The following is an 18,435-nucleotide window of genomic DNA, read 5'->3' as shown; positions in this document are numbered from 1 at the left end:
CAGGGTCGCGCCCAAAAAGGCATGGACCGATTCAGAGTGTGCCGCGAAGAGGCACTTCTGCGATCTGGTTGACTGTTGCCCCTATGAAACGAGCACTGTTGCTGCCCCTGCTCGGCGTACTCGCCGCGTGCGGCACCGATGTCGCCCAGAACGTGCCGGTGCCCACGACCCAGACCCAGCAGGTCACCACCACGACCAGCGCCGCTCCGACAGTGCCGCCCGCGCCCCAGCCCGCGACCGACGGCGCCTGCCCGTACCTCGCGACCGGTTTCGTCGCCGAAGCGAACGGTCAGCGAGTTCCGAAGGTGAAACTGTCAACGGACACGCCCCACCCGGCGTGCTTCTTCTACGCCAACGCGACCGAGATCCAGCTGACCGTGCGCGTGTACGTGGGTGACGAAAGAGTGGCCAAGTTGATCGTCAACGAGGCGGCGCCGGACGGTTCGCAGCCTGCCAGCTCGCCGACCGGGTGGACCGGAGGGTACGTCAGCAACGACAGCGGTGTCGTCTACGCCGTCTCAAAAGCCGATGCCGCCGTGGTCGTGACGAGCAACCAGAAGCAGTCGATCAAGGCTCGCCGCATCGCGGAGGAAGCGATCAAGGGCCTCAAGCTCTGAAGACACACGAACGGGTGGCCTTCCCGAGGGAAGACCACCCGTTCTGCGGTTCGGTGACTACTTGACCGGTTCCTTCTGGGTCGGCACCTGCCCGTTGAGGACCGGCTCCGGCATTGGAGCCTGCTCCTCGTCCTGCAGGTGGACCTCCTCCGGCCTGCGCGTCAGCGCGACGTAGCCGGCTGCCGCGGCGGCGATCAGGAGTCCGAGCACCCACGGCCACCTGCGGCGTTTCGGTGCGTCCGCACCGAGCTGGGCCGCGGCCTTGCGGATCTCCTTGGCGCGCACCTTGGCGTCCTTGCGTGCGTGCTTCGCAGCCTTCTTCACTTCCTTGCGCACGACCTCGGCCTTGTGCATGAGGTCCGCACGTGTCTTCGCGCTCTTCTTCGCGAGGCGCTTGCGGGAACGCCGGGTCTGCTTCTCCCAGTCCTCGGCCTTGCCCATGAGCGTGTCGGCGCGGTCCACGAGGACGCCGCGTACCTGGTCCGCCGTGATACCACGCTCCGCGAGCTTCACCTCAGCAGCGTGACCAGCGCGAACGACACCCTGACGCGCGGCCTTCAGACCGGTGCCGACAGCCTTGCCAACGGACTCGCCGGCGCGGGTCATGACGTCCACCTCGTCCATCCTGTGCTCCACAACGTTGTCGTCCGGTTATGTCATAGAGGTACCCATCGTGCCCCTTTCTGAACATCGCTGCCTGTGGATGGCACGATGGGGTGGTGGCTGACAGCAACGAATCCTTCGTCGGGACCAAGGTGACGGCGACCCTGCACACCACGCAGGGCGATATCCGCATTCAACTGTTCCCCGACCACGCCCCCAAGACGGTGGCCAACTTCGTCGGGCTCGCCGAGGGCACGAAGAACTACACCGAGGCGAACGCAGGTGGCACGAAATCGGGTCCGTTCTACGACGGCACCCTGTTCCACCGCGTCATCGCCGGCTTCATGCTCCAGACCGGCGACCCGACCGGCACCGGCCGCGGTGGCCCCGGCTACCGCTTCGCGGACGAGTTCCACCCCGAACTGCAGTTCAACCGGCCTTACCTGCTCGCGATGGCGAACGCCGGGCCCAACACCAACGGCTCGCAGTTCTTCGTCACGGTGGCGCCGACGACGTGGCTGAACTTCAAGCACACGATCTTCGGTGAGGTCGCCGACCAGGAGTCGCGCGACGTCGTCGACGCGATCGGCAACACCACGACCGGTGCGGGCGACCGTCCGGTCAACGACATCAAGATCGAGCGGATCACGATCGAACGCGCGTGAGCAACGCCCCCGTGCCACCGGACGGGCCGGTCGGAGCGCAGCCGGAGACTCCGGTCTGCGTGCGTCATCCCGATCGGCCCACCCGGCTGCTCTGCACCAGGTGCGACCGTCCGGCGTGCCCGGACTGTCTGCGCGACGCGTCGGTCGGCATGCAATGCGTCGACTGCGTGAACGAAGGCGCTCGCTCGGTTCGCCGTCCACGCACGCTCGCGGGCGCGCAGGTCTCGAACGGCCGGCCGATCATCACGCAGGTGATGATCGCGCTCAACGTGCTCGCGTACGTGGTCACGGTCGTCCAGTCCGGCAGCCCGATGAACAACTCGCGTGCGGGCCTGTTCACGGCGACGTCGATGATCCCGGAGCTCACCGCCAACGGTGAGTGGTGGCGCATCCTCACGTCGGGCTTCATGCACTTCGGCCTGATCCACCTCGCGCTCAACATGGCCGCCCTGTTCGTCGTGGGCCCCGTGGTCGAGCAGGAGCTGGGCAGGCTGCGGTACAGCGTCGTGTACCTCCTGTCGCTGCTCGGCGGCAGTGCGGCGGCGTTCTACTTCGGCACGATCTGCCAGCAGCTCGCCGGCGCGTCCGGCGCGGTGTTCGGCCTGATGGGCGCGTTGCTGATCGTGTTCAAGCGCCAGAAGCGGGACATCTCGACGATCCTCGTGATCGTCGGAATCAACCTGGTGTCGAACCTCTTCACCAACGCCTCGCTGCTCGGGCACCTCGGCGGGTTCGTGATCGGTGGCCTGCTGACGCTCGCGATGGTCAAGGCGCCCCAGAAGAACCGCAATGCCTACCAGATCGGCGCCGTGGTGGCGGCCGCGTTGTTGCTCGGAGTCATGTTCGTGTTGCGCGCCTCCGAACTCGACACGACGGCCGAGATCGTCCTGGAGTACGCCAGGACGTGTCGCTAGAGCCCGCTGGAACTGATTTACGGCCGCAGCGCGTGGAGCACTCCGGCTACTTCTTCGGGATCGACGCCGAGGTCCAGTTTCGTGAGCACCACGAGACGGTCGTCGGCGTCGAGTTCCAATGTCTGCTGTTCCCTGCCGAGCCTGCGGGTGGTCTGCAGCTTGACCTTCACCTCGTGCCACGGCAGCAGCGTCGTGCTCGCGAACCCGCGCACGGCGAGCCCGTCCGCGTCCGCGGTGAGCCTCGGCCGGGCGATCGTCGCGAACGCCGCGAGGTAGCTGACCAGCAGCGTTGCCAGTCCGACGAGCAGACGGCCCGCGTTGTCGTCAGCGAGGAACGTCGCGACGGCGAGCAGGAGGGCGAGCACCCACGCGCCGGCGACCAGCGGGGCGGGAGTGGACCAGGTGCGAGTCACACCGTCGAGTGTCCCGCATGAAATGTGGACAACTGAACGGGTCCGCATGAGGGAAAACCGCCGCTTGTGCATTTTGGTGCAAAGTTGTCCACAGGACTTGTCCCCAATGGGGATGACTTACAGCCGTGTGCTTCGGTGACGCTCAGATGAACCAGGTGAACCTGGCGCAAACAAGAGTCGGCCCGGACGTGTGACGTCCGGGCCGACCTCTACGAACGGTGACGTGCCGAGTGCCTAGCGCCAGCGCATCGTCATCAGCAGGCCGATGATCATCAGCGCGAAGCCGATGGCGAAGTTCCACGCGCCCAGCTCGAGCATGAACGGGATCTTCTCGGCCGCGATGTAGTTGACGACCAGCCACGCGAGGCCCAGCAGCATGAAGCCGAGCATGACAACGACGTAGACCGGGTGAGACGGCCCCGCTGCCTTGACCTTGACCGGCGTGCGGCGGTCAGTGGGTGCGGTGTAGACCGCCTTCTTCCGGACCTTGGACTTGGGCATGCTGTCCTCGCCTGACGTGGATATCCCTCAGTGACGTGAGTTTACGTGCACTACTCAGGAGACACGTTAACGTAGCGAACGTGGTGAGCGAACCACCTGGCAGACGCAGTTGTTTTCAGTTCACAGTCCGTGCGGAGGTTCTCAGGTGAACTCGGGACCCCAGCAGCCGCCTCCACGGCGTCCTGTACCCCGTCGTGATGACCTGCAGCACGTGCGGGCCAACCCTTCTCCGCGCCCACTGCCGCCGCCCGACGCGACCCAGTTCACCAGCGCTTTCTCCGGCAGCCTGCCTCCTGCGGGCGCTCCGCCACGCCGTCCCGGCCCGCCGCAGGGACCGCCACCGGGCACCCCTGGGCGCGGGATGCCCCAGGGAACGCCGCCCGGCGGAATGCCTCGCCAGGGAACGCCGCCAGGAGGAATGCCGCGGCAGGGAATGCCGCCGGGTCCGCCCCGTCCTCGCCCGGTCGATCCGCCCACCGAGGTGATCCCGCGAATTGAGGACGACTACGACGACGAGTACTACGACGATGACGAGTACTACGACGACGAACCGGAGAAGGCAGCCCCGCCGCCCGACAGCCTCGCGCGCAAAGCGGTGCGCGGCTTCGGCGAGACCCTCATCACGATGGGCCTGATCGTCCTGCTGTTCGTCGTCTACGAGGTCTACGTGACCGACCTGCTCTCCGCGGAGAAGCAGCAGGACGCCACGGCGGCCCTCGACTCCGAGTGGAGTTCGAACGTCGTCACGCCGCCCCCGGCCGACCCGAACCGCCAGTCGAAGCTGAACCTCATCGAGGGCAAGGCCTTCGCGAAGATGTACATCCCGGTCTTCGGCAACGACTGGAAGTTCTCGGTCGTCGAGGGCACCACCGACAAGCACCTCGAAATCGGCCCCGGCCACTACAAGGACACCGCCCAGCCGGGCGAGGCGGGCAACTTCGCGATCGCCGGTCACCGCGTCGGCAAGGGCGCGCCGTTCAACGACCTGGACCTGCTCGAGTCCTGCAACGCCGTCGTGGTGCAGACCCAGACCCAGTGGTTCGTCTACCGAGTGCTCCCCATGAGCAGCGAGGTGGCCGGCTGGGCCTCGAACCCGAAGGCGACGCAGGCTCCGTGTGCCGGCGTGGCCCCGTTGTCGACGACCCTCGGCGACGCCTACGCGAAGACCGTCGGCCAGGAGATCGTCGTCCCGACCCAGGGCGAGGTCATCGCGCCCATCCCGCACCAGGTGGGCGCCACCGTGCCGGCGGACAAGCAGGCCCGCCTGCTCACGCTGACGACCTGCCACCCGCGCTTCTCCGACCGGCAGCGCCTGATCGTGCACGCCATCGAGACCAAGAGCTACCCGGTGGCCGACGGCTTCGTGCCGCCCGAGATGAAGGAGGGCTGATGTACGGCTGGATCTGGCGGAACCTGCCGGGCCCGCTTTTCCTGCGGGTCATCGAGGCGGTCGTGCTGGTCGCCGTCATCGTGGGGCTGCTGATGTTCGTGGTGTTCCCGTGGGCGGAGCCGAAGCTGCCGTTCAACAACGTCACCACGCAGTGAGCCGTGAAGCCGCCACCGTGCCCACACGGTGGCGGCTTCATCAGCGGAACGGCTGGTCAGCCGTTCGAGATCGCGGTCATCTCCTCGCGCGACACGACCTTCACGCGCTCGCGGCCCTGCACGGCGCCCAAGGCGATCTCGTGCAGGTCGAGGCGGCTCCAGCCCTCGTTGGTCACGAACGGCACCCCGCGCTGCTCGAGGAACTCGACCACCGCCGAAGGTGAAGGCGACGAGGCCGGCGGCAGCGAGGCGGCGTCCTCGAGCAGGCTGGTGATGGTCTCCAGGGCGTCGCCCTTCGTGTGACCGATCAGGCCGATCGGTCCGCGCTTGATCCAGCCGGTCGCGTAGACGCCGGGCATGGGCACCTCGTCGAGGTCCAGCACCCGGCCGGCGAGGTGCGGGATCGTGCCGGACACGTGGTCGAAGGGGATGTCGGGCAGGTGCGTCGAGAGGTAACCGACGGCGCGGTACACGGCCTGGACGTCCCAGTCGGTGAAGACGCCGGTGCCGCGGACGTTGCCGTCGCCGGTGAGCTCCTGGGTTTCGGTGCGCAGACCGACGACCGAGGAAGTGCCCAGCACCTCGACCGGTGCCTCCAGGAAGTGCAGGTGCAGGCGGCGGGGACGGTTGCCCACGTCGCGGATCGCCCACTCCTGGAGGGTCTTCACGATCATCTCGACCTGCTTGTTGGTCCTGATCGCGTGCATCGAGGCCTCGTCGAACTCGATGCCCTCGGCGTGGACGATCACCTCGACGTTCGGCGAGTGGTCGAGTTCGCGCAGCTCCAGCGGCGTGAACTTGGCCTGGGCCGGGCCGCGGCGGCCGAAGACGTGGACGTCGGTGACCGGTGACGACGCCAGGCCCTCGTGCACGTTCGCCGGGATTTCGGTGACCAGCAGCTCGTCGGCGGTCTTGGCCAGGATCCGGGCCACGTCCAGGGCGACGTTGCCGACACCGAGGACGGCGACCGACTTCGCGGTCAGCGGCCAGGTGCGCGGGACGTCGGGGTGGCCGTCGTACCAGGACACGAAGTCCGCAGCGCCGTAGCTGCCGGGCAGGTCGATGCCGGGGATGTCCAGAGCACGGTCGGCAGAAGCGCCGGTGGAGAAGATGACCGCGTCGTAGAACTGGCGCAGGTCGTCGAGCTTCACGTCGACGCCGTACTCGACGTTGCCGAAGAACCGGACGTTCGGCTTGTCGAGCACCTTCTGCAAAGCCGAGACGATGCCCTTGATGCGCGGGTGGTCGGGGGCGACGCCGTAGCGGACGAGGCCGTAGGGCGCCGGCAGCTTCTCGAAGAGGTCGATCTGCACGTCTACGTCGGACTTGGTCAGGATGTCGGCGGCGTAGACGCCCGCCGGACCAGCGCCGACGACCGCGACGCGCAAGGGACGACTCATGACACCTATTTTAGGGTAGCCTTACCTGCGTGGAGACGAGAGCTAACTCACTCGACTCGACCGACTAGGCTCTGTCCATGCGCGTGCTCGTGGTCGACAACTACGACAGCTTCGTCTACAACCTGGTCCAGTACCTGGCTCAGCTGGGTGCGGAGTGCGTCGTGCGGCGCAACGACGAGGTTGACTTCGACGAGATCGACGACGTCGACGGCGTGCTCGTCAGTCCCGGCCCCGGTACGCCGGAGCGCGCGGGTGCGAGCATCGACGTCATCAAGAAGTGCGCCGACACCGGCAAACCGGTCTTCGGCGTGTGTCTCGGCCATCAGGCGATCGGTGTGCTGTGGGGCGGCACGGTCGACCGCGCGCCCGAGTTGCTGCACGGCAAGACGAGCATCGTCTTCCACGAGGGCCAGGGTGTGCTCGCCGGTGTGCCGCAGCCGTTCATCGCGACCCGCTACCACTCGTTGACGGTGCTGCCCGAGACGATCCCCGCCGAGTTCGAGGTCACCGGCAAGACCGAGACCGGCATCGTGATGGCCATGCGCCACAGGGAACTTCCGGTCGAGGGTGTGCAGTTCCACCCCGAGTCCGTGCTGACCGACGGCGGTCACCGGATGCTCGCCAACTGGCTGAAGGTCTGCGGCTTCGAGGTCCCCGAGGCCACGGTCGCGCAGCTGGAAACCGGCATGCGCACGCTCGCCGCGGCCGCACGCCAGTAAGACCGAGAACGAAAAAGGGGCGGCTTCCGCGAGGAAGCCGCCCCTTATTCATGCGCTACGTCAGCCTCCGCCGATCCCGAACTGGCCCACGGTCACCGTCACCGCCGTGCCCTTGGTGATCGCCGTGCCCTTCGCCGGCTGCTGCTGGATCACCTTGTCCTTCTGCGTCGGATCGGTGACCTGCTGCTTCGTCACGTTGAAGGCGCCGTTCCAACCGAGCGACTTCAGCTTGTTCTCCGCTTCGTCCTGTTTGAGCCCGGTCAGGTCCGGCATCTCGAACTGGTTGCCCTTCGAGACGCGGATGGTGACCTGCGTGTCCTTGGCCGCCTTGGAGTTGCCGACCGGGCTCTGCGAAACGACCTCGCCCGCGGGCTTGGCGCTGTCGACCTGCTCGACGTTGACCTTGAAGCCGGAACCCTCCAACGTCTGGCGGGCGTCGGCCTGGTCGCTGCCCACGACGTTCGGCACGTTCTGCTTCTCCGGCGCCTTGCCGAGCTGGATGCTGATCGTGCCGCCCTTTTTGAGCTTCAGGCCAGTCGCCGGGTTCTGCGCCGCGACCTTGCCGACCTTGGTCTGGTCGTCGACCTCGACCTGGTCAGCGGCCTGCTGCAGCTTGAAGCCGTTCGGGTCCTTGTCCAGGATCGCCTGAGCTTCCTGCGGGGACTTGCCCACCAGGTCCGGCACGGTGCCCTCACCAGGAGGCGCGCCGACGGAGATGGTGACCGAAGAACCCTTCGCGAGCTGACTGCCCTCCGGCGGGTTCGTGCCGATCACCTTGTTGATCTGGTCGGCCGTGCACTTGGCCGGCGCGCCGTTCGGGCCGGGCTCGCAGGCAACGTCCTCCTGGCTCGCCACGAGGCCGGCCTTCTGGACCTTCTCCTTGGCCTCCAACGGGCTGAGGCCGACGATCGACGGAACGGAAACCTTCTGCGCCGCCTCGTTGCCAGAGCCCATCACGTTCTTGGTGATCCACGCGGCGAGCCCGAGGACGGCCACGCACAGGATCACCACCAGCGTGATCATGATGGCCTTCTTGCGCCTCGCGCGACGCTCTTCTTCCTCGTCGGCGATCGGGTCGTAGTCGTCCTCCGGCTCCGACTTCAACGCCGCCGGGCGGTGCCGGCCGCCACCGGAGATCACCTGCGTGCGCGGAGTACGCGCCGCCTGCTCGTTCATCACGGCGGTGCGGTCCTCGGCCGTCATGACGGCCGGCGCGGACGGACGCTGACCCGACAGCACGCGGACCAGGTCGCCACGCATCTCGGCGGCCGACTGGTAGCGGTTCGCCGGACCCTTCGACATCGCCTTCAGCACGATCGCGTCGAGCTGCGGCGACACCTTCGGGTTGAGCTGCGAAGGAGCCTTCGGGTCTTCCCGGACGTGCTGGTACGCGACGGCGACAGGGGAGTCACCGGTGAACGGGGGCTCGCCGGTCAGCAGTTCGAACAGCACGCAACCGGCCGCGTAGACGTCGGAACGGGCGTCGACGGACTCGCCGCGCGCCTGCTCCGGCGACAGGTACTGGGCCGTGCCGATGACCGCGGCGGTCTGCGTGACCGCGGCCTGACCATCGTGCAGGGCTCTCGCGATGCCGAAGTCCATCACCTTCACGGCGCCGGACTTCGTGATCATCACGTTGGCCGGCTTCACGTCGCGGTGGACGATGCCGTGCCGGTGGCTGAAGTCGAGTGCGGCCGAGACGTCGGCCATGACCTCCATCGCGCGCTTGCCCGACAGCGGGCCCTGCGTCTTCACGATGTCGCGCAGTGTCCGTCCGTCGACGAACTCCATCACGATGTAGGGCAGCGGGCCGTACTCGGTCTGCGTCTCGCCGGTGTCGTAGACGGCGACGATCGCCGGGTGGTTCAGGGCAGCGGAGTTCTGGGCCTCGCGCCGGAACCGCTCCTGGAACTGGGAGTCGCGGGCGAGGTCTGCGCGCAGCACCTTGATCGCCACGTCTCGGCCGAGGCGGACGTCCCGCCCCTTGTGGACCTCGGACATGCCGCCGTAGCCGAGGGTCTCGCCCAGTTCGTAGCGGTTTGAGAGCAGTCGCGGAGTGCTCATCGGTGCTTCGTCCCGCTCCTAGTCGACGGTGTTCCCAACTCGGTTCTGGCCTTGCTCATGGCGCGCACGTCACCTTCACCTGCGAGCCTGTCGGCACCCCACCTGTCGGCGAGATGGCGGTGACCCGGCACTTCTTCAGGTCGCCCGGCGATGTGCCCTGCGCGCTTTGCACCCTGGGGTCCATGCCTTGGCCGATCAGATCTGTCCTGACCTCGTCGCCAGAACGACCGATGTAGTCGTCCTCGTCGATTTGTTTCATGGCGTTGCCCGGTATCCGGTCGGCGGTGTCCGGTTTCACCTGGCTGTTCGCCGGCGGCTTCGGGTTCGCCGAAGTCGAGGTGGTCGGCCCGCCGCTTTGCCCGTTGCCGTCGTTCGACTTCACGGTCAACTTCCACAGCACGACCACGCCGAGCACCAGCAGCACGGCCACCAGAAAAGCGACCATAACCCAGACGACGGTCCGGTTTCTCCCCGGTGGTGTCGGCATGGGCGCGAAGGTGCCGGTTTGGTGTGCCGGTTGCATCGCGGGATGGGTACCGGGACCTGGACGGCCCTGGTGGTGCGCCATCTGCGGTGGAATCGGCAGCGGCTGCGAAACCTGTGGCGGTGGTGGTGCCTGCTGGGGAACGCCCTGCTGGGGCACCATCTGCTGTTGCGTCATCTGCTGCTGGGCCATCTGCTGGGGCACGTGCTGCGGGATGACCGGCGGCATCGTGAACCCGGACGGCGTCGGCAGCGGCTGACCGACCCGCACCGCGCTGACCGCCGCGGCGAACTCGCCACCGGTCCGGTAGCGCTGCCGCGGGTCCTTCACCAGCGTGGCCTCGATCAACGTCCGCGCACCCGGCGGGACGTCCGGCGGCAACGGCGGCGCGATGTCGCGGATGTGCATCATCGCCACGGTCACCGCGTTGTCGGACAGGAACGGCCGGTGCCCGGCCAGACATTCGTAGCCACACACCGCCAACGAGTAAACATCGCTCGCCGGTTCGGCCTCGCCACCAAGTGCCTGCTCGGGAGCGATGTAGTGCGCGGTCCCCATCACCATTCCCGACCGCGTCACCGGTGCGGCGTCCACGGCCTTCGCGATGCCGAAGTCGGTGATCTTCACCTTCCCCGACGGCGTGACCATGATGTTGCCGGGCTTCACGTCCCGGTGCACGAGCCCGCGTTCGTGGGCCGCCTGCAACGCGTTTCCGGTCTGCTCCAGCAGATCCAGCGTCACGTCGGCGGTGAGCCGGCCCCGCGAGATGATCGTCGCGAGCGGTTCGCCCTCGACGAGCTCCATCACGAGGTACGCGGTGTCCTCCGGACCGTCGGTGACGGACGCGGTCTCGCCGTAGTCGTGCACCGACGCGATGCCGGGGTGGTTGAGCGACGCGGTCATCCGCGCCTCGGTGCGGAAGCGGTGCAGGAACTCCGGGTCGCCCGAGAGTTCCGCCTTCAGCACCTTCACGGCCACCCGGCGGTCGAGCCGTTCGTCGGCGCCTTCCCAGACCTCGCCCATGCCACCGACCGCGATCCGCCTGGTGAGGCGGTAGCGGTCGGCTAGGAGCTGGCCTTTGGTGAGCATCAGCGACCAGCCATGTACGCGTTGATCACGGCGCGCCCGATCGGAGCGGCGACCTTGCCACCGGTGGCACCCAGACCGCGGTCGCCACCGTCCTCCACGATCACCGCGATCGCGATCTCCGGCTTCTGCGCCGGCGCGAACGCGATGTACCAGGCGTGCGGGTTGTTCTCGAGCGGCTTGGCGCCGTGCTCGGCGGTGCCGGTCTTCGAGGCGATCTGGAGGCCCTGCTGACGACCCTCACCGCCGGTGTTGGTCTCCGACTGGATCATCATGTCGCGCAGCGTGGACGCGTTCGCCGAGCTCATCGCGGACTCGAGCTCGTTCGGGTCGGTCTCGTCGAGCGGCTTCAGGTCCGGGCCGAGGATCTTCGACACCAGGTGCGGCTGCATGCGCTTGCCGCCGTTGGCGATCGTCGCCGCGATGACCGCGTTCTCCAGCGGGGTGATCTGCACGTTCCGCTGGCCGATGCCCGTCTGGTACAGCGCCGCGTCGTCCTCGATCTGGCCCAGCGTCGAGGTCTCGACAGGCATCGGCACCTGCAGGCCGGGGTCGTTGAAGCCGAACTTCTCCGCCTGCCGGCGCAGCTTGTTCGCACCGAGCTGGCCCGCCATCTCACCGAACGCCGTGTTGCACGACTTGGCGAGCGCGGTCTCCATCGACACCGTCTGACCGGGGCCGCACGGGGTGCCGTTGAAGTTCGGCAGATCCGTCTGCGTGTTCGGCAGCTTGATGGTGCCGGCCGCGGTGTACTGCGTGTCCTTGGTCTTGCCGTCGGCGAGCGCGGCCGCGGCCACCACGACCTTCAGCGTCGAACCGGCCGGGTAGAGGGCCTGCGTCGCCCGGTTGAGCAGCGGGTCGTTCGAGTCCTTCGCGTTGAACTGCTTCCACGCCGCCGCCTGCTCGTCAGCGTCGTGGCTCGCGAGCAGGTTCGGGTCGTAGGACGGCGTGCTCACCATCGCGAGGATCTCACCGGTGTCCGGCTTGATCGCGACCACCGAGCCGGTGAAGCCCTTCGCCGTCAGCTGGTCGTACGCGACCTGCTGGACCTTCGGCAGCACGGTGAGCTGCACGTTGCCGCCGACCGGGTCACGACCGGTGATCAACGCCGAGACGCGGCGCGCGAACAGCCGGTCGTCGGAGCCGTTCAGCAGGTCGTTCTCCGCACGCTCCAGACCGGCCGTGCCGTAGGTGACCGACAGGTAGCCGGTGACCGGTGCGTACGCCGGACCGTTGTTGTAGGTGCGCAGGTACCGGAGACGGTCCGTCGTCTCCTTGACGTCCGCGATCACCGTGCCGTCGGCGACCGTGATCAGGCCGCGCTTGCGGGCGTACTCGTCGAGCAGCACGCGCTTGTTGTGCGGGTTCAAGCGCCACTTGTCGGCGTTGATCACCTGCACCCAGGTCGCGTTGCCCAGGAGCAGCACGATCATCACCATCATGGCCATGCCGACGCGGCGGAGCGGTGTGTTCATTTGGGACGCTCCACCATCACAGTGTGCTGGTCGGCGATAGCCGGTTGTTGCGGTTTCGGCTTGGGAGCCCGCTGTGGAGCCCTCGCCGCGGCAGAAATTCGCAGTAGCAACGCGACCAGGATGTAGTTCGCGAGCAACGACGAACCGCCGTAGGACAGGAACGGTGCGGTGATACCCGTCATCGGGATCAGCTTGGTGACACCGCCGACGACGATGAACACCTGGAAGCAGACCGCGAACGCCAGGCCGCCGCCGAGCAGCTTGCCGAAGCTGTCGCGCACCGAGATGGCACCGCGCAGGCCGCGGAGCGCGAAGACCATGTAGACCAGCAGCACCGCGGCGAGGCCGACGAACCCGAGTTCCTCGCCGATCACCGCGGTGATGAAGTCGGAGTTCGCCTCGGGGATCATCTCCGGGCGGCCGGCGCCGAGACCGGCACCACCGATGCCGCCGGTCGCGAGACCGAACAGCGACTGCGAGATCTGGTAGCCGCCGCCGAATTCCAGGTCGTACCGCGCGATCGGGTCCTGCCAGTTCGCCACGCGCTGCTGGACGTGCTCGAAGAGCCTCCACGCGATGACCGCGCCGCCGGAGAACAGGCCGACACCGAGCACGACCCACGCCGCGCGTTCGGTGGCGATGTAGAGCAACACCAGCACGATGCCGAAGAACAGCAGCGAGGAGCCGAGGTCCTTCTGCAGCACCATGACCGCGACCGTGACGCCCCACGCGGCGAACAACGGGCCGAGGTCGCGGGCGCGCGGCAGGTCCATGCCGAGGAACCGGCGGCCAGCGGTGGTGAAGAGGTCCCGCTTCGACACCAGGAACGCGGCGAAGAAGACCATCAGCAGGATCTTGGCGAACTCACCCGGCTGGATGGAGAACGGACCGATCCGCAGCCAGATCTTCGCGCCGTTGATGGTCGGCGCGATGAAGCCCGGCAGCACACCGGGCAGCAGCAGCGCGACGAGCCCGGCGAGGCCGAAGGTGTAGCCGAACCTGGCCAGCGTGCGGTGGTCGGACAGGAACTTCAGCGTGGCCGCGAACAGCAGCAACCCGATCGCGGTCCAGATGACCTGCTTGAACGCGACCGGTTCCCACACCGAGCCGTCCAGGAACTTGACGCCCTCCAGGGCGAGGTCGATCCGGTGGATGACCACCAGGCCGAGCCCGTTGAGCAACGCGACGCACGGCAGGATCGCCGGGTCGGCGTACGGCGCCCACCTGCGCACGGCGAGGTGGGCACAGGCGAAGAGGCCGAGGTACGCGAGACCGAGGTAGACGATCCTCAGGCTGAGCGACCGCTCCTGGTTGAGTTCCACCAGGATCAGCGCCAGGGTCACGAGACCTGCGGCGAACGAGAGCATCACCAGTTCGGTGCCGCGCCGCGTCGGCGGTCGCAGACCTGGCGACGTGTTGGTCGCCACCGACGCGGCTGGTGAGCCTTCCCCGACGGGGGCGGGCGAGCCCATCAACTACGGACCCTCCCGGCATTCCACGCCGACCTTCTGCCCGCTCTGGGTGGGCGACGGCTCGGTGGCCCCGGTCTCCGGGGTCGCGCCGTTCGCCGGCGGCGGACTGGTCGGCGTGCTGGACCCGGTGCTGGACGGGGTCGTCGGTGACGTCGGGGTGCTCGGCGTCGTCGACGTGTCCTTGCAGAACGGGAGCATGTGCTCGGTGCGCAGCAACCTGACCGCGGCGCGTGCGCCGTCCAGTCCGTTGTCGCTGCGGATACCCGCGGTGATGGTCTTGCGACCGGCTTCCTGCAGGTCCTTCAGCGCGACCGGCTTGCAGCCCGTCGAACCGGGCGGACAGGAGTCCTCGACCTTGGACGACAGCTTGAAGCCGAGCACCGAGCCGTTCAGACCGCGGAAGATCGCGACCTGACCGTCCTCGGTGGCACCCACGTAGTACTGGGTGTTGAGCCACAGCTTGCCGCCGACCGCCACGACCCCGGCCAGCACCAGCAGCACGAAGATGATCACGAACGCCTTGATGGCGGTCCGCTTCTTGCGCTTCGGGTCCTGCGGCGGTGGCATCGGCGCGTCCATGCGCTGCGGCATCGGCGGGCGCTGCTGTGTGAGCGCGCTCGCCCTGGAGGCCGCGGAGTCCGGCGGGGTGTTGTGCTCCTCGCTGCCGTCACCGGCCGCGCCACCGACGATCGGGTAGTCGTCACCGAAGTCGACGTCCTCGACGTCCGCCACGATCACCGTGACGTTGTCGGGGCCGCCGCCCTTGAGCGCGAGCTCGATCATGCGGTCCGCGCAGGCCTGCGGGTCCGGGATGCGGATCGCCTCGTCGAGCGTCTCCAGGCTCACGACGCCGGACAGACCGTCCGAGCAGAGCAGGAACCGGTCGCCGGAGCGTGCCTCCCGCACGGTGAGGCTCGGCTCGAAGTCGTGGCCGGTGAGCGCCCGCAGCAGCAGCGAGCGCTGCGGGTGCGTGGCGGCCTCGTCCGGCGTGATCCGGCCTTCGTCGATCAACGACTGGACGAACGTGTCGTCGTGCGTGATCTGCGCGAAGGTGCCTTCCCGCAGGAGGTACGCCCGTGAGTCGCCGATGTGTACGAGCCCGAGGCGGTTGCCCGCGAACAGGATGGCCGTGAGCGTGGTGCCCATGCCCTCCAGGTCCGGGTCGCTCGTCACGAGCTCGGAGATGGCGCCGTTGCCGGCCGCGACCGCGTCGCGGAGCTTGCCGAGGAGGTCGTCACCTGGCTCGTCGTCGTCGACGTGGGCCAGCGAGGCGATGACCACCTTGCTCGCGACTTCACCGGCGGCGTGGCCACCCATGCCGTCGGCGACTGCGAGCAGGCGAGGGCCCGCGTACACGGAGTCCTGGTTGTTGGAGCGAACCAGGCCCCTGTCGCTGCGGGCCGCGTATCGAAGAACCAAGGTCATGAGCGCAGCTCGATCACCGTTTTGCCAATGCGGATCGGGGTGCCGAGAGGTACTCGCAGGGGTGCGGTGACCTTGGCTCGGTCTAGGTAGGTGCCGTTCGTGGAGCCGAGGTCTTCCACGTACCAGTCGGTGCCGCGCATGGACAGCCTCGCGTGCCTGGTCGACGCGAAGTCGTCGTCCAGGACGAGAGTGGAGTCGTCAGCGCGGCCGATCAGGATCGGCCTGCCGTCGAGCGAGATGCGGGTGCCGGTCAGCGCCCCGTGGGTGACCACGAGTTGCCGAGGCGCCTTGCTTCCCCTCGCCGACTTCTCGGACCTCCGGAATCCAGGCAGACCTGACGCCCGGAGCCCTGAGGCTGCGTAGAGATCAGAGCGGACCACACGTAGGGCGGCCAGCACAAAGAGCCAGAGGAGCACGAGAAAGCCCGCTCTGGTCAGCTGCATCACCAGCTCTGGCACCGGTTGTAACCGCTCCTGCCTTGAGTTGCTTACCGACGCCCGTGTCGACCTCTAGCCCGCGGTACGGAAGACCAGTGACGAGTGGCCGATGCGGACGACGTCGCCCTCCGCGAGTTGCCAAGTCTGCACTGGCGTGCCGTTCACCGTGGTCCCGTTGGTCGAACCGAGATCAGCGAGCATCGCATTCTGCCCGTCCCACGAGATTTCCAGGTGGCGCCTGGAGACTCCCGTGTCCGGGAGGCGGAAGTCGGCTTCCTGCCCACGTCCTACGACGTTTCCACCCTGCTTGAGGTTGTACGTGCGGTTGGAACCGTCGTCGAGATGCAGGGTCGCGTTGAGCTGACGGTTGGCGCCCTGGGTGGCCGGCGGGGCGTATCCGCCCTGGTTGTAGCCCTGGTCGTAGCCGCCTGGCTGGCCGTAGCCCTGCTGCTGGCCGTAACCCTGGTCATACCCGCCTTGCTGGCCGTAACCCTGGTCGTAGCCACCGCCCTGCTGCTGGCCGTAGCCCTGGTCGTAGCCGCCGCCCTGCTGGCCGCCGGCGTAACCCTGGTCGTAGCCCTGCTGGCCGTAGCCCTGCTGCTGGCCGTAACCCTGGTCGTAACCGCCGCCCTGCTGGCCGCCGGCGTAACCCTGGTCATAGCCCTGCTGCTGCTGGCCACCGCCGTAGCCCTGCTGCTGGCCATAACCCTGGTCATAGCCGCCTTGCTGGCCCTGGTCGTAGCCCTGCTGCTGGCCATAACCCTGCTGCTGGCCGTAGGCCTGCTGGTCATAGCCCTGCTGGTCGTAGCCCTGCTGGCCGTAGCCGCCCTGACCATAAGGGTCCTGGCCGGGCTGGCCCTGTCCTTGTCCGTAGCCGGGTGGCTGGCTCATGGGTCGGTCTCCTGCGGTGCGAGGTTGTGCTGACCGTCGGCTGGCCGCTTTCACGTCGGGGTCGACGGACGAGCTGGTTCGGAACTGTCCGGTGTGCAGCGCCTCGGAGCGCTCCAGGGAGACTACGACGTCACCATAGGTATCCCATCCGGACTCGGCCAGGTGCTCCCGCAGGCCCTCTGCGAGTAGCTGGGTGATGCGTAGTTCATCCTGCTCGTCGCCCGCAAGACGTTCGTGGTCCTGGGCGCCGAGCAACACTTTGTAGTGGTTGGGGGCTAGCAGTCTGCCACCCGCGAGCTCGCGGATGTTGCTGTCACCCTCCCGTTGCAGTGCCTGTGCCACCTCTTGGGGCACCACGTTGCCGCCGAACACGCGCGCGAAGGTGTTGCCGACCAGACCTTCCAGCTTGCGCTCGAAGCGTTGCAGGCCCATGTCGACTCCTTCCACTCGGACGGGCTCCTGTACCGATCGTATCCGGGTACGACTCCGCCTACAGGGGGCGATTAGGAACCTGGTTTGGACGCGTGCTAGTGTTCCCAACGTCTCCAGGGGCAAGTGGCGGAATGGCAGACGCGCACGGTTCAGGTCCGTGTGTCCGAAAGGACGTGGGGGTTCAACTCCCCCCTTGCCCATCGAAAGACAGATGGAACCCCTCTCGCGGAATCGCGAGAGGGGTTCTTTCGTTGATCGGCAGTATCGGATTCCTTGATCCAACAGGTGATGTCTGTCACTCGTTCGGGGGTCGGCATGTGGGCGATAGCGGCGGCGGATTTCGGTGCGGAGCTCGAACTCGTGGAGCTTCCCGAGCCCTCGGCCGAGCCCGGTCAGCTCAAGGTCCGGTTGTTCGCCGCGAGCGTGAACCCGTTCGACCGGAAAGTCGTCGACGGGATGTTCCGGGGTTCCGCCCACGTGTTCCCGTTGGTTCCTGGAACTGATGGGGCTGGTGAGGTAGTCGGTTCCGGAGAGAGGATTTTCGGCACCTTCTTCCACCATCCTGTTGGTGTTGGTACATACGCCGAGTACGTCACAGTTCCGGCCGGGAACGCGTTGGCTCCGTTGCCGGAGGATCTCGATCCCGCCGTTGCCGCCGCATTGCCGACCGCGGGTATGACGGCGTTGCAGTTGGTCGAGTCGCTCGGTTCCGCGCAATCCGTGCTGATCGTCGGGCCCAACGGTGGTGTCGGGTCGTTCGCGGTCCAGATCGCCCGTGCCGCGGGCAAGCGGGTCATCCCGGTGGGCCGCGGGGATTCTCCGGTCGAGGCCGACGCCCTGATCGACCTCGTGAGCACCGACCGTTCGTCGTTCGAGGCGAACGCGCGCTACGCGCCGTTGGCCTTCAACACCAACTACGTCTCCAGCGATCCCGCCCAGAACTTCGGCATGAAGGGGTCGCGCGAAACGTTGGTGCGGCTCGCGTCGATGGTGCAGGCGGGCGACCTGGAAGTGCCGATCGCCCGGCGCGTGCCGCTGCGCGAGGCTGTTGATGTTTTCGCAGGTCACGGCCCCGGCAAGACCGTGATCATCATGTAGGTGGTCGTTCTGGCGCGATGAACGGTCGACGGACGGTGACCGGCGCCGCTCACCGCCATTTTGCCCCTACGCCTGACGCACCCACTCTGAGCAGGTCTTTTGGTGCGTCCATTCGGATTAACGTCACCCAGACGGCAGCACCGTAGGACCGAACTCCCCGCACCCCTCTTCGACCGGTCACCGACCGGTCGGCG

The 18,435-nt window shown here is 67.5% G+C and carries 18 protein-coding genes and 1 tRNA gene; 8 read left to right on the top strand and 11 right to left on the bottom strand.

Features of this window, described 5'->3' with window-relative positions; translation table 11 throughout:
* Positions 1-83 precede the first annotated feature (83 nt).
* Positions 84-617 carry a DUF2020 domain-containing protein gene (locus tag B0F77_RS22155; RefSeq protein WP_086664872.1) on the top strand — a complete coding sequence of 178 codons (534 nt, stop codon included), beginning with the start codon at positions 84-86 and terminating at the stop codon, positions 615-617.
* 57 nt (positions 618-674) lie between these two features.
* Here B0F77_RS22155 and B0F77_RS22150 read toward each other — a convergent pair whose 3' ends face one another.
* On the bottom strand, positions 675-1,241 hold the full coding sequence (locus B0F77_RS22150) for a hypothetical protein (protein WP_143466847.1): 567 nt from the start codon (positions 1,239-1,241) through the stop codon (positions 675-677).
* A 95-nt stretch (positions 1,242-1,336) separates the two neighbouring features.
* Here B0F77_RS22150 and B0F77_RS22145 point away from each other — a divergent pair, with 95 nt between their 5' ends.
* The gene (locus tag B0F77_RS22145) at positions 1,337-1,885 is read left to right on the top strand and encodes a peptidylprolyl isomerase (RefSeq protein WP_086664901.1); all 549 of its coding nucleotides are present in this window, start codon (positions 1,337-1,339) and stop codon (positions 1,883-1,885) included.
* A complete protein-coding gene (locus B0F77_RS22140) occupies positions 1,882-2,799 on the top strand; it encodes a rhomboid family intramembrane serine protease (protein ID WP_245848533.1) in 918 nt (305 codons plus the stop codon). The genes B0F77_RS22145 and B0F77_RS22140 overlap by 4 nt, the downstream gene beginning before the upstream one ends.
* Positions 2,800-2,816: 17 nt before the next feature.
* On the opposite strand, the gene B0F77_RS22135 is transcribed toward B0F77_RS22140, so the two are convergent.
* Together B0F77_RS22135 and crgA are read right to left on the bottom strand one after the other, a co-directional pair.
* Positions 2,817-3,212, bottom strand: coding sequence for a PH domain-containing protein (locus B0F77_RS22135; protein WP_245848532.1), 396 nt, complete (start codon positions 3,210-3,212; stop codon positions 2,817-2,819).
* A 234-nt stretch (positions 3,213-3,446) separates the two neighbouring features.
* A complete protein-coding gene (crgA, locus tag B0F77_RS22130) occupies positions 3,447-3,713 on the bottom strand; it encodes a cell division protein CrgA (protein WP_030465604.1) in 267 nt (88 codons plus the stop codon).
* A 418-nt stretch (positions 3,714-4,131) separates the two neighbouring features.
* Between crgA and B0F77_RS22125 the strand changes: the two genes are divergently transcribed.
* Positions 4,132-5,103 (top strand): class E sortase, encoded by a 972-nt coding sequence (locus B0F77_RS22125; protein ID WP_245848531.1) that lies wholly within the window; start codon positions 4,132-4,134, stop codon positions 5,101-5,103.
* Positions 5,103-5,258, top strand: a complete 156-nt coding sequence (locus B0F77_RS48720) for a hypothetical protein (protein ID WP_086664869.1) — start codon at positions 5,103-5,105, stop codon at positions 5,256-5,258. Before B0F77_RS22125 ends, B0F77_RS48720 begins: the two co-directional genes overlap by 1 nt.
* A gap of 56 nt (positions 5,259-5,314) precedes the next feature.
* Here the strand turns inward: B0F77_RS48720 and B0F77_RS22115 are convergent, their stop codons facing one another.
* On the bottom strand, positions 5,315-6,658 hold the full coding sequence (locus B0F77_RS22115; protein WP_086664868.1) for an FAD-dependent oxidoreductase: 1,344 nt from the start codon (positions 6,656-6,658) through the stop codon (positions 5,315-5,317).
* Positions 6,659-6,735: 77 nt separating this feature from the next.
* Between B0F77_RS22115 and B0F77_RS22110 the strand changes: the two genes are divergently transcribed.
* The gene (locus tag B0F77_RS22110) at positions 6,736-7,377 is read left to right on the top strand and encodes an aminodeoxychorismate/anthranilate synthase component II (RefSeq protein WP_086664867.1); all 642 of its coding nucleotides are present in this window, start codon (positions 6,736-6,738) and stop codon (positions 7,375-7,377) included.
* A gap of 60 nt (positions 7,378-7,437) precedes the next feature.
* On the opposite strand, the gene pknB is transcribed toward B0F77_RS22110, so the two are convergent.
* Genes pknB through B0F77_RS22075 form a run of 7 tightly spaced genes read right to left on the bottom strand, consistent with a single transcriptional unit; the run spans position 7,438 to position 17,143 of the window.
* Positions 7,438-9,441: a Stk1 family PASTA domain-containing Ser/Thr kinase gene (gene pknB / locus B0F77_RS22105; protein ID WP_086664866.1), complete on the bottom strand. Its 2,004-nt coding sequence runs from the start codon at positions 9,439-9,441 to the stop codon at positions 7,438-7,440.
* A 55-nt stretch (positions 9,442-9,496) separates the two neighbouring features.
* The gene (locus B0F77_RS22100; RefSeq protein WP_086664865.1) at positions 9,497-11,014 is read right to left on the bottom strand and encodes a serine/threonine-protein kinase; all 1,518 of its coding nucleotides are present in this window, start codon (positions 11,012-11,014) and stop codon (positions 9,497-9,499) included.
* Positions 11,014-12,486, bottom strand: a complete 1,473-nt coding sequence (locus B0F77_RS22095; RefSeq protein WP_086664864.1) for a peptidoglycan D,D-transpeptidase FtsI family protein — start codon at positions 12,484-12,486, stop codon at positions 11,014-11,016. The genes B0F77_RS22100 and B0F77_RS22095 overlap by 1 nt, the downstream gene beginning before the upstream one ends.
* On the bottom strand, positions 12,483-13,958 hold the full coding sequence (locus B0F77_RS22090) for an FtsW/RodA/SpoVE family cell cycle protein (RefSeq protein ID WP_086664863.1): 1,476 nt from the start codon (positions 13,956-13,958) through the stop codon (positions 12,483-12,485). The genes B0F77_RS22095 and B0F77_RS22090 overlap by 4 nt, the downstream gene beginning before the upstream one ends.
* A 3-nt stretch (positions 13,959-13,961) precedes the next feature.
* Positions 13,962-15,383 (bottom strand): PP2C family protein-serine/threonine phosphatase, encoded by a 1,422-nt coding sequence (locus tag B0F77_RS22085; RefSeq protein WP_086664862.1) that lies wholly within the window; start codon positions 15,381-15,383, stop codon positions 13,962-13,964.
* On the bottom strand, positions 15,380-15,841 hold the full coding sequence (locus B0F77_RS22080) for an FHA domain-containing protein FhaB/FipA (RefSeq protein ID WP_030465595.1): 462 nt from the start codon (positions 15,839-15,841) through the stop codon (positions 15,380-15,382). The genes B0F77_RS22085 and B0F77_RS22080 overlap by 4 nt, the downstream gene beginning before the upstream one ends.
* A gap of 51 nt (positions 15,842-15,892) precedes the next feature.
* A complete protein-coding gene (locus tag B0F77_RS22075) occupies positions 15,893-17,143 on the bottom strand; it encodes an FHA domain-containing protein (protein ID WP_086664861.1) in 1,251 nt (416 codons plus the stop codon).
* 117 nt (positions 17,144-17,260) lie between these two features.
* Here B0F77_RS22075 and B0F77_RS22070 point away from each other — a divergent pair.
* Both B0F77_RS22070 and B0F77_RS22065 read left to right on the top strand, forming a co-directional pair.
* Positions 17,261-17,343 (top strand) — tRNA-Leu (locus B0F77_RS22070).
* An 88-nt stretch (positions 17,344-17,431) separates the two neighbouring features.
* Positions 17,432-18,241 carry an alcohol dehydrogenase catalytic domain-containing protein gene (locus B0F77_RS22065; RefSeq protein WP_143466846.1) on the top strand — a complete coding sequence of 270 codons (810 nt, stop codon included), beginning with the start codon at positions 17,432-17,434 and terminating at the stop codon, positions 18,239-18,241.
* Positions 18,242-18,435: the final 194 nt, after the last annotated feature.

This window comes from Lentzea kentuckyensis (assembly GCF_002150765.1).
Classification (GTDB): Bacteria; Actinomycetota; Actinomycetes; order Mycobacteriales; family Pseudonocardiaceae; genus Lentzea; species Lentzea kentuckyensis.
Note: the sequence above shows the minus strand (reverse complement) of the source record. Positions and strands in the feature narration are given on the sequence as shown.

Coding starts and splice junctions, on each gene's coding strand:
- B0F77_RS22110 (WP_086664867.1), top strand. CDS start 6,736: ATGCGCGTGCTCGTGGTCGACAACTACGACAGCTTCGTCTACAACCTG.
- B0F77_RS22100 (WP_086664865.1), bottom strand. CDS start 11,014: ATGCTCACCAAAGGCCAGCTCCTAGCCGACCGCTACCGCCTCACCAGG.
- B0F77_RS48720 (WP_086664869.1), top strand. CDS start 5,103: ATGTACGGCTGGATCTGGCGGAACCTGCCGGGCCCGCTTTTCCTGCGG.
- B0F77_RS22075 (WP_086664861.1), bottom strand. CDS start 17,143: ATGGGCCTGCAACGCTTCGAGCGCAAGCTGGAAGGTCTGGTCGGCAAC.
- B0F77_RS22155 (WP_086664872.1), top strand. CDS start 84: ATGAAACGAGCACTGTTGCTGCCCCTGCTCGGCGTACTCGCCGCGTGC.
- B0F77_RS22115 (WP_086664868.1), bottom strand. CDS start 6,658: ATGAGTCGTCCCTTGCGCGTCGCGGTCGTCGGCGCTGGTCCGGCGGGC.
- pknB (WP_086664866.1), bottom strand. CDS start 9,441: ATGAGCACTCCGCGACTGCTCTCAAACCGCTACGAACTGGGCGAGACC.
- B0F77_RS22065 (WP_143466846.1), top strand. CDS start 17,432: ATGTCTGTCACTCGTTCGGGGGTCGGCATGTGGGCGATAGCGGCGGCG.
- B0F77_RS22095 (WP_086664864.1), bottom strand. CDS start 12,486: ATGAACACACCGCTCCGCCGCGTCGGCATGGCCATGATGGTGATGATC.
- B0F77_RS22085 (WP_086664862.1), bottom strand. CDS start 15,383: ATGACCTTGGTTCTTCGATACGCGGCCCGCAGCGACAGGGGCCTGGTT.
- B0F77_RS22125 (WP_245848531.1), top strand. CDS start 4,132: ATGCCGCGGCAGGGAATGCCGCCGGGTCCGCCCCGTCCTCGCCCGGTC.
- crgA (WP_030465604.1), bottom strand. CDS start 3,713: ATGCCCAAGTCCAAGGTCCGGAAGAAGGCGGTCTACACCGCACCCACT.
- B0F77_RS22090 (WP_086664863.1), bottom strand. CDS start 13,958: ATGGGCTCGCCCGCCCCCGTCGGGGAAGGCTCACCAGCCGCGTCGGTG.
- B0F77_RS22150 (WP_143466847.1), bottom strand. CDS start 1,241: ATGGACGAGGTGGACGTCATGACCCGCGCCGGCGAGTCCGTTGGCAAG.